The sequence below is a fragment of the Mesorhizobium sp. M1E.F.Ca.ET.063.01.1.1 genome (assembly GCF_003998155.1).
Lineage (GTDB): Bacteria > Pseudomonadota > Alphaproteobacteria > Rhizobiales > Rhizobiaceae > Mesorhizobium.
In genome coordinates this window covers 1-5,409 of the sequence record NZ_RZSC01000401.1, presented here as the reverse complement: position 1 = coordinate 5,409, position 5,409 = coordinate 1, and the positions used below count along the sequence as shown (strand labels likewise).

Below are 5,409 nucleotides of genomic sequence, written 5' to 3'. Positions count from 1 at the left end.
GACAACGCCGGCGGATCGCTCCGCCGCCTTTGATGTTTCACGCGGGAAGTCTGATGCCATTCGCCCTGCCGAGTCAGCTGGTGCGGGTTTCGAGAACCGCAGCGGATCGGACTTGAAGTCCGTGAGCACCGGAAGCGCAAAAACCTGCAGCAGGCCGGCAGGGTAGAATTGGCGCAGGCTTCCTAGTTCTTCGCCTTGTCGACCAGCTTGTTCTTGGCGATCCACGGCATCATCGCGCGGAGCTTCGCGCCGACTTCCTCGATCTGGTGGCTGTCGTTCATGCGGCGGATGCCTTTGAAGCGCGACAGGCCGGCGCGATACTCCTGCATCCACTCCGAGGTGAACTTGCCGGTCTGGATGTCCTTCAGGATACGCTTCATCTCGGCCTTGGTGTCGGCGGTGATGATGCGCGGGCCCGAGACATATTCGCCCCATTCGGCGGTGTTCGAGATCGAGTAGTTCATGTTGGCGATGCCGCCCTCATAGATCAGGTCGACGATCAGCTTCACTTCGTGCAGGCACTCGAAATAGGCCATTTCCGGCGCGTAGCCGGCTTCCACCAGCGTCTCGAAACCGGCGCGGATCAACTCGACCAGGCCGCCGCACAGCACCACCTGCTCGCCGAACAGGTCGGTCTCGCATTCCTCGCGGAAGTTGGTCTCGATGATGCCTGAGCGGCCGCCGCCGACGCCGCATGCGTAGGAGAGCGCGAGGTCGAGCGCGTTGCCCGAGGCATCGTGGTTGACGGCCACCAGGCACGGCACGCCGCCGCCCTTCTGGTATTCGCCGCGCACCGTGTGGCCAGGGCCCTTCGGCGCGATCATGACGACGTCGACCGAGGCCTTCGGCTCGATCAGGCCGAAATGCACGTTGAGGCCGTGCGCGAAGGCGATCGCGGCGCCATCGCGGATGTTCGGCGCGATCTCGTTCTTATAGATGTCAGCCTGCAATTCGTCAGGCGTCGCCATCATCATCAGGTCGGCCCACTTGGCGGCATCCGCCACGCTCATCACCTTGAGCCCGTCGGCCTCGACCTTCTTGGCGGTCGCCGAGCCGGCCTTCAGACCGATGGCGATCTCCTTGACGCCGGAATCCTTGAGGTTGAGCGCATGTGCCCGGCCCTGGCTGCCATAGCCGATGATGGCGACCTTCTTGCCCTTGATCAGATTGAGATCGGCGTCACGATCGTAATAGACACGCATTTCGTCTTCCTTCCCGTTTTTGAAGATCAGAGCATGATGCCGAAAAGTGTGAAGCGGTTTTCGGACGACATCATGCTCTATCTCTTTGATTTGGAGCCGGATTCAGATTTCAGGTCGACCTGACCTGAAATCATCCGGCTCCAGGGCCTGGCGGCCGGTTATTTGCTCTCCCGGTTCTTGATCCGTAAAGAGCGAGAAACTGCTGCGTCGCACGGGCGGCATCGCCGCCGATCGTCGCCTCGGTCAACTGCAGTCGGTCGCCGAGCAGAAGCCTCATCTGCACGTCGCGGGCGACCAGCCCGAAAAAGGTCCGGAACGCCGTCTCGGCGTCGTCGAAGTCGAGCAGGCCGGCCTCGCGTCCCGCTTCCAGCACCGGCTTCAGGCGCCTGGCCAGCGCGAAACGCCCATTCTGTAGTACGATAGCGCCAAGGTCATCTTTCCCGGAACCGGCATGGCCGACCGCGACGCGGTTCAGCGCGACGGACGTATCGCTGGAGATCACCCGCAGCCAGTCGGAGGCGAAGCGTTCGAGGCTTGCCGTCAGCGAGGCAAGGGTGAGGCCCTTGCGGTCGACCGGCGCTACACGCACCTTCGAGGCCTGCCACTGCACCGTTGCGGTGAGCAGCCCGTCCCGGTCGCCGAACCATTTGTAGAGCGTTTCCTTGGAACAGCTTGCTCGCCGCGCCACCGCGGTCATGGTGAGGTTGTCGCCCTCCTCGACCAGCAGGCGAAGTGCTGCGTCCAGAACGGCCTGCTGCCGCTCGGTCAGTCCTTCGCTATTGTCGATGTCGGCGCCGGTCTGCAACACGTTCTATCCGTTCTCGGCTACCTCTAGGGCGTACCGTACGTTACGGTTCGGCTTATTGCGCATTCCGGCTTCCGATGCAAGGGGCCATTGCCGAAAAGTCGAGACGGCCGGATCCGGAAAAGACCTCGCGGCTAGTGCATGTCGCTAGAAGTGTGCAGCGGTTCTGCGACAGCGACATGCATCAAAACAAAGACCAAAGCGCGTCGCCCGAATCCGTCTCAGCGCGACGCGCCTTAGTCCCCGATCGGCGGATCGCGCAGCCGACCGAGCAAGCTGGCCAGCACCTCCAACTCCTTGGCGGAAAGCTTGTCGCCCATCAAATCGGCGATGGCCGCGCCATAGACCGCCCAGATGCGGCGGCGCATCTCCCGGCCACTTGGCGTTATGCGCACGGTCTGGCCGCGGCCGTCATCCGAGACTGGCAGCTTTTCCACCAGGCCGTCCACTTCCAGCCGGGCCAGCAGCCGCGAGACGTTGTACTGCGCCAAAAGCACGCGATCGATCAGCTCGAATGGACGCAAGCCACCCTCGCCCGCCTCGGCAAGCTCGTGCAGCACGTCATACCAGGCGAGCGGCGGCAGGCCGCCGGCCTTCAAGATATCCTCGGTCTTCTCGACCAGTTGGCGCGACACGCGCAGCAGGCGGCCCCAGGTTTTGACAGCACCGGGCGAAGGAGATTTCTTCGTCATCGACGGACTCTATTCGATAGATGCAATTGCATCAAGATTGACGATCGATGCAGATGCATCCATATAGATGCAATTGCATCGATAAGGAGTTCTCCGATGAAACACGAAATCTGTAAAGTGGCCGACATCCCGCAGACCGGCAGCCTGGTCGCGCCTTTCTTCGGCCGCGAGGTCCATGTCTGGCGCAGCGGCGAGCGCATCCGCGCCGCGGCCAATGCCTGCCTGCATTTCGGCGGGCCGCTCGATTGCAAGGACGGCACATTTGTCTGCCAGTGGCACGGCGCCCGCTTCGACATGGAAAGCGGCGAGCGCCTCGAAGGCCCGGCGCCGAAAGGCTCGCGCCTGATGTTCCTGTCGACCCGCGTCGAGAACGGCGCGCTGAACTATGTCTGGGGAGAGTGAGATGACCGCCAGGCTAACCCTCGTCAGCCATCACCTTTGCCCCTACGTCCAGCGCGCGGCGATCTCGCTCGCCGAGAAAGGCGTGCCGTTCGAGCGGGTCAATGTCGATCTTTCCAGCAAGCCGGACTGGTTCAAGGCCATCTCGCCGCTCGGCAAGGTGCCGCTGCTCCGCGTCCGGCATGGCGGCGGCGAAGAAGTCATTTTCGAATCCGCCGTCATCCTGGAATTCCTCGAGGAGACGGAGGCGAATCCCCTGCATCCGGCCGATCCGCTCATGCGGGCCAGGCATCGCGCCTGGATCGAGTTCGGCTCGGCCATCCTCAACGCCATCGGCCGTTTCTACTCGGCGGCAGATGGGGCTGCTTTCGTCACGGAAAGCAAAGCGCTGTCGGAAATGTTTGCGCGCGTGGAGGCGGAGCTTGCAGCCAGGCAAAGCGGCCCGTGGTTCGCCGGCGACCGCTTCTCGCTGGTCGACGCCGTCTACGGGCCGATCTTCCGCTATTTCGACACCTTCGACCGCATCGGCGATTTCGGCATTCTCGACGACAAGCCTCTCGTTCGGGCTTGGCGCGAGGCCTTGACCAAACGGCAATCGGTCAGGGAAGCGGTCGGCGCCGACTATCCGCGACGGCTGCACGCCTTCCTGCGGGCAAAGGGATCTTACCTATCCGAGATCATCCGGCTCCAGGTCACTGAAACTCCGCAAGCCCGATCGGCTTGAACGGGTCGATCACCGTACCAGTGACCATGGCGGCGAGGAATTGCGGTCCCGGCGGAATCCTTGCCGCTATTGCCACCAATCGATCGCGCCTCAGGCCCGGAAGGAGGCATCGAAAGCGGCCCGCGCATCGCGCACCGCGTCATGGTTGAGTTCGGCCCATTGGACGAGCTGATAGAGGGGAACGAACATCGATCGCCCAAGATCGGTCAGGCTGTACTCGACGCTCGGTGGCTTAGTGGGGAACACCTCGCGATGCACATAGCCGTCGCGCTGCAGCTCATGCAGTGTCTGGGTGAGCATGCGCTGCGAGATGTCGGGAACCAGCCGCCGCAGCTCGCCGAAGCGATAGGGCTTCTCCGCAAGCGCCATCACCAGCAAGGGGCTCCATTTGCCGTTGATGCCCTGGATGACGTCGCGAACCGGGCAGTCGGCGAAATTGGCGCCCTGCGTCATGGCTTTGTAGATCTCGATCTTGGATTTCAGATTGACGATCTTGCTGTCCATGGCGACGTCCCTTGAGCCGAATACGGCCAGCCCGATAGTTCCCTGGCTGTGCCTACCTCCCGAAAAACTGCCTTCTTTACGGCCTGGGGTCAATTCCTATTTTAGCGCTGGTCTCTTTTTGAGACTGACAACCGCACCCGCCCTTCGGCGCAATTTTCAGGAACCTCCCATGACCGAAACCCTCCTCGTCACCGGCGCTTCCGGCCATCTCGGCCGCGCCGTGATCAACCATCTGCTCGATGCGCAGAAAGTCGCGCCGGCGAACATCGTCGCCACCACGCGCAATCCCGAAAACCTCGCTGACCTGGCAGCCCTCGGCGTTGTCGTCAGGGCGGCCGACTTCGACGATCCGGCCTCGCTGGAGAATGCATTCAAAGGCGCGGACCGGGTGCTGATCGTGTCGACCGGCGAGCTCGACTTGAGAAGCGACCGTCGCTTGAGGCAACATCAGGCGGCGGTCGCCGCGGCCAAGGCGGCCGGCGTCTCGCATCTGCTCTACACCTCGATGCCCAACCCTGAACCGATCTCGCCGGTGCTGTTCGCCGGCGATCACTACGGTACCGAGCAGGCCATCAAGGCGAGTGGGATCCCCCACACCATCTTCCGCAATAGCTGGTATCAGGAGAACCTGTTCCTGGCGCTGCCGCACGCCATTTCGTCCGGCAAGTGGTACAGCTCGGCCGCCGACGGCCGCATCGCCCATGGCGCGCGCGACGACATGGCGGCCGCCATTGCCGCAGGCCTCGCTTCCGGCTCCAAGGAAAGCCAAATCTACACGCTGACCGGCCCGCAGGCCTACACGACAAAGGAAATTGCCGCACTGGTGAGCGAAGTCACCGGCAAGCCGCTGGAGGTCATCCAGGTGCCTGACGAGGCGCTGACGGAGGGCGTCAAGGCGGCGGGGCTTCCAGAGGACTTTGCCCGCATCATCGTGTCCTTCGACGCCAACACGCGCTCCGGCCGCATCGGGATGGTGACCGATACGGTCGAGACGCTGTCGGGCCGCAAGCCGCAAACGCTGAAGCAGTTCCTCGAAGCGAACAAGGCCGCCTTGCTCGGCTGAAACCAGAGCAATTCCAGGAG

Annotated in this window: 8 protein-coding genes; 3 read left to right on the top strand and 5 right to left on the bottom strand. The window is 63.0% G+C overall.

Annotated features, from left to right (window positions below; genetic code table 11):
• The 4 genes from EOA29_RS42305 to EOA29_RS23735 all read right to left on the bottom strand — a co-directional run.
• Window positions 1–225 (bottom strand): hypothetical protein (locus EOA29_RS42305; RefSeq protein WP_210213170.1); only part of this gene is annotated, 225 nt, incomplete at its 3' end.
• Window positions 183–1,202, bottom strand: a complete 1,020-nt coding sequence (gene ilvC / locus EOA29_RS23745) for a ketol-acid reductoisomerase (protein WP_126093176.1) — start codon at window positions 1,200–1,202, stop codon at window positions 183–185. The genes EOA29_RS42305 and ilvC, both read right to left, overlap by 43 nt.
• 130 nt (window positions 1,203–1,332) lie before the next feature.
• Window positions 1,333–2,010, bottom strand: a complete 678-nt coding sequence (locus tag EOA29_RS23740) for a TetR/AcrR family transcriptional regulator (protein ID WP_127221648.1) — start codon at window positions 2,008–2,010, stop codon at window positions 1,333–1,335.
• 233 nt (window positions 2,011–2,243) lie between these two features.
• Window positions 2,244–2,699, bottom strand: a complete 456-nt coding sequence (locus tag EOA29_RS23735; protein WP_126093174.1) for a MarR family winged helix-turn-helix transcriptional regulator — start codon at window positions 2,697–2,699, stop codon at window positions 2,244–2,246.
• 96 nt (window positions 2,700–2,795) lie between these two features.
• Between EOA29_RS23735 and EOA29_RS23730 the strand changes: the two genes are divergently transcribed.
• Window positions 2,796–3,101 carry a Rieske (2Fe-2S) protein gene (locus tag EOA29_RS23730; protein ID WP_126093173.1) on the top strand — a complete coding sequence of 102 codons (306 nt, stop codon included), beginning with the start codon at window positions 2,796–2,798 and terminating at the stop codon, window positions 3,099–3,101.
• Window position 3,102: 1 nt separating this feature from the next.
• On the top strand, window positions 3,103–3,822 hold the full coding sequence (locus EOA29_RS23725) for a glutathione S-transferase family protein (protein ID WP_189478968.1): 720 nt from the start codon (window positions 3,103–3,105) through the stop codon (window positions 3,820–3,822).
• A gap of 90 nt (window positions 3,823–3,912) precedes the next feature.
• On the opposite strand, the gene EOA29_RS23720 is transcribed toward EOA29_RS23725, so the two are convergent.
• Entirely contained in the window at window positions 3,913–4,326 is a 414-nt protein-coding gene (locus tag EOA29_RS23720; RefSeq protein WP_126093171.1) for a helix-turn-helix domain-containing protein, read from the bottom strand.
• Between the two features lie 169 nt (window positions 4,327–4,495).
• Between EOA29_RS23720 and EOA29_RS23715 the strand changes: the two genes are divergently transcribed.
• The gene (locus EOA29_RS23715; RefSeq protein WP_126093170.1) at window positions 4,496–5,389 is read left to right on the top strand and encodes an SDR family oxidoreductase; all 894 of its coding nucleotides are present in this window, start codon (window positions 4,496–4,498) and stop codon (window positions 5,387–5,389) included.
• Window positions 5,390–5,409: the final 20 nt, after the last annotated feature.

Excerpts from the sequence above, each read along its gene's own strand:
- ilvC (WP_126093176.1), bottom strand. The coding sequence starts at position 1,202 with ATGCGTGTCTATTACGATCGTGACGCCGATCTCAATCTGATCAAGGGC.
- EOA29_RS23735 (WP_126093174.1), bottom strand. The coding sequence starts at position 2,699 with ATGACGAAGAAATCTCCTTCGCCCGGTGCTGTCAAAACCTGGGGCCGC.
- EOA29_RS23730 (WP_126093173.1), top strand. The coding sequence starts at position 2,796 with ATGAAACACGAAATCTGTAAAGTGGCCGACATCCCGCAGACCGGCAGC.
- EOA29_RS23725 (WP_189478968.1), top strand. The coding sequence starts at position 3,103 with ATGACCGCCAGGCTAACCCTCGTCAGCCATCACCTTTGCCCCTACGTC.
- EOA29_RS23720 (WP_126093171.1), bottom strand. The coding sequence starts at position 4,326 with ATGGACAGCAAGATCGTCAATCTGAAATCCAAGATCGAGATCTACAAA.
- EOA29_RS23715 (WP_126093170.1), top strand. The coding sequence starts at position 4,496 with ATGACCGAAACCCTCCTCGTCACCGGCGCTTCCGGCCATCTCGGCCGC.